Source organism: Atribacterota bacterium, from assembly GCA_028703475.1.
GTDB lineage: Bacteria > Atribacterota > Phoenicimicrobiia > Phoenicimicrobiales > Stramentimicrobiaceae > JAQVMU01.
Window position 1 is genome coordinate 1 of record JAQVMU010000133.1, and the last position, 2,843, is coordinate 2,843.

Sequence of the window (2,843 nt, forward strand, 5' to 3'; positions counted from 1 at the left end):
TTTTTCAATAATGGTTCCAGTTTCACCTTTATATGCCTCAATAACTTTATCTAAAGAGGATATAATCGCTTTTTCTCCCCCGTTTTCTAAAAAACGCAGACAGGCTTTTACTTTTGGTCCCATACTGCCTGCTAAAAAATGACCTTCATCATAAAATCTTTTTATTTCCTTATAATTTACAATTCCTAATTCTTTTTCATTTGGCTTTCCAAAATTTATTTTTGCTTTTTCCACATCAGTAAGAACAAATAAAATATTTGCACTAATAATTTCAGCGAGTCTTTCACCAGCTAAATCTTTATCTATGACTGCTTCAATACCTTTTATTATTCCTTGGTCATCTTTTAAAACAGGTATGCCGCCTCCACCTGATGCAATAACAATAACCCCTGCATCAACAAGCTTTTTTATGACTTCTCCTTCCAAATTAGCAATAGGGTCAGGTGAAGGAACTACTCTTCTCCAGCAACGATCGCCATTAGGCTTGACTTTTTTAAAGATATAATCGGGATTATTCCTTTTCATTTCATCCGCTTCTTCTTCATTTAAAAAATTTCCAACAGGTTTAGAGGCATTTTCTCCTTCAAACTCAGGGTCATTTCTATCTACTAATACCTGGTTCAATATAGCACAGACCGGTTTATTAATATTCTTTTCTTTCAGATGGTTAATCAAAGTCTGTTGTAACATATATCCAATCTGTCCCTGGGTCATTGCCCCTACTACATCCATTGGGTGGGCAGGGACAACTTCTTCGGCTGCTTTCTGCTGAACCATAAGATTTCCAACTTGCGGCCCGTTTCCATGTGTTATAACTAAACGATCTTCTGGTGCTAATTTTTCAATAATATTGGTAATATATTGTGTAGTTTTCCAGCAATTCCGAAATTGCTCTTCAGAAGAACCCTTTTCGTTTGACTGTTTAATAGCATTTCCGCCTAAAGCTATTAATATAACCTTTGCCATATCTATTCTACTCTCCTTTTTTAATATCCGTAAATTACTATTAAAATAAATTTCTTTTATATCCTACTTTATTTGATATTTTTTCAGCAGCTTTAGTCAGGTTTTCTATAAAATAAGATAATTTATTAATTGGAATTCTGCTTACCAATCCAGTGATTGTTAAACTGGCTATAGGCTGATTATTTAAGTCCTTGATTGGAACAGAGATTGCTCTAATCCCTACTTCTAATTCCTCATCACAAACAGCAAAATTTTGTAATTTTACGGTTTGTAAATGTTTTTTCAACATATCGGGATCTGTAATGGTCTTGGATGTATATTTACGAAATTGGTTATTTGTAATAATACGAGAAATTTCTTTGGGTGCTTGATATGCTAGCAAAATTTTTGCTGATGCTGCACAATGAAAAGGCATTATTTTGCCTACTTCTACAAATAGATGATGAGCATGAGAATTGTGAGATGAAACAACAGAGTCAATGCAAATTCCCTTTCCATCCTGCCAAATACATAAAAATGTCGTTAAATGGGTTTCCATACAGACTGCTTTCAATATGTTTTTTGAATATTGCCTGAAATCAAAGGAATCATAAAAAGAATTTGCATATTTTAAAATCTGCACCCCTAATCTATATTTTGAAGTATCACTATCTCGAGTGACTATTGAATGGTTTAAAAGAGTGGTAAGTATTCTGTGCACAGTACTTTTTGGAATAGAAAGCAAAGAAGAGATCTCTGTAACCCCTAAACTTCTTTCGGCATCACTTAAGCAATCAAGTATTTTAATTGTTTTTTCAACTGATTTCATAATGATAACCTTTGACTGTTCTATAATATGGAACAGTATTCCAAACTATATGGTATTTTTATTAAAATACCATATAGTTTGATTTGGTGCAAGTTTTTTTTATTTTCATAATCACATGTCAGATGTACGCCGATTTTTTTTGCCTTTTGATCAGTTTTATTTGAAGTATTATAAAAGAAGAATTAAAAAAGAGCAAGAATTGCTATATTATTTATGTTTCTTGGAAATATTTTCTCTTTCAATGGCATGTAACACATTATCGCTAAGTCCAAAATAATGGCCTATCTCGTGAAGCACAACCCTTTTTATATCATTTTTGACTTCCCGGGCATTTTTATTTTTATTTATTATCGGCTCACGGTATATGATAATCCTGTCCGGCATTACATTCCGGTAATGTATCCCGCGATGCGTTATCGGGACACCCTGGTAGATACCTAACAATGAATATGGAGACTTCTGGCCAAGATTCCTTAATATATTCCTGGTAGGAAAGTCTTCGATATGAATGGCAATATTTTCCATTTTTATCCGAAAATATTCCGGTAATTCAGCTATTGCCTCTACTACCAAATCTTCAAAATGTTTTTTATTTATCATTGAATTCTTATTGCTTTCCATGTTTTTTTATTTCTTTCACAAAATTATCAACCATTTCAACATGATATTGATTCTTGATATCTCGAGCAGTTATATTCATGACGGTTATAGGTTTTTTAATTATCATATTTTCCATTTCTTTAAAAACAGGTTTTGGGTCAGAACCTAAACTTGTACAATAAAAAGCAACCTCTTTTTCTTTTAACATAGGATGGTGCTTTCCTAAAAAACTCCTTATAGGTGTTGAAATATTATTAGCCCAAATAGGCGTACCAATAATAACAATTTCATAATTATCAGGCTCTTTTTCCATATCCTTTATCTCTATAGTCTTTTTAAGATGTGCCTCATTACCACTTGTAATAAAACCAATTATTCCATTCCTTTTTTTATAATCCTTTATTTCCTGTAATTCTGCATTAATCTTAACACCAATCTGTCTTGCAATTTTTTCAGTTTTTCCGGTGCG

General features: G+C 32.4%; 4 protein-coding genes. All 4 read right to left on the reverse strand.

From position 1 onward, the window contains the following. Nucleotides 1–966, reverse strand: a 966-nt coding sequence (arcC, locus tag PHQ99_08575) for a carbamate kinase (protein ID MDD4289626.1), incomplete at its 3' end; no start/stop codon positions are given. 40 nt (nucleotides 967–1,006) lie between these two features. After that, nucleotides 1,007–1,774 (reverse strand): IclR family transcriptional regulator, encoded by a 768-nt coding sequence (locus PHQ99_08580; GenBank protein ID MDD4289627.1) that lies wholly within the window; start codon nucleotides 1,772–1,774, stop codon nucleotides 1,007–1,009. Between the two features lie 207 nt (nucleotides 1,775–1,981). Continuing rightward, entirely contained in the window at nucleotides 1,982–2,374 is a 393-nt protein-coding gene (locus PHQ99_08585) for a metallopeptidase family protein (GenBank protein ID MDD4289628.1), read from the reverse strand. 7 nt (nucleotides 2,375–2,381) lie between these two features. Further along, nucleotides 2,382–2,843 (reverse strand): flavodoxin domain-containing protein (locus PHQ99_08590; protein ID MDD4289629.1); only part of this gene is annotated, 462 nt, incomplete at its 5' end.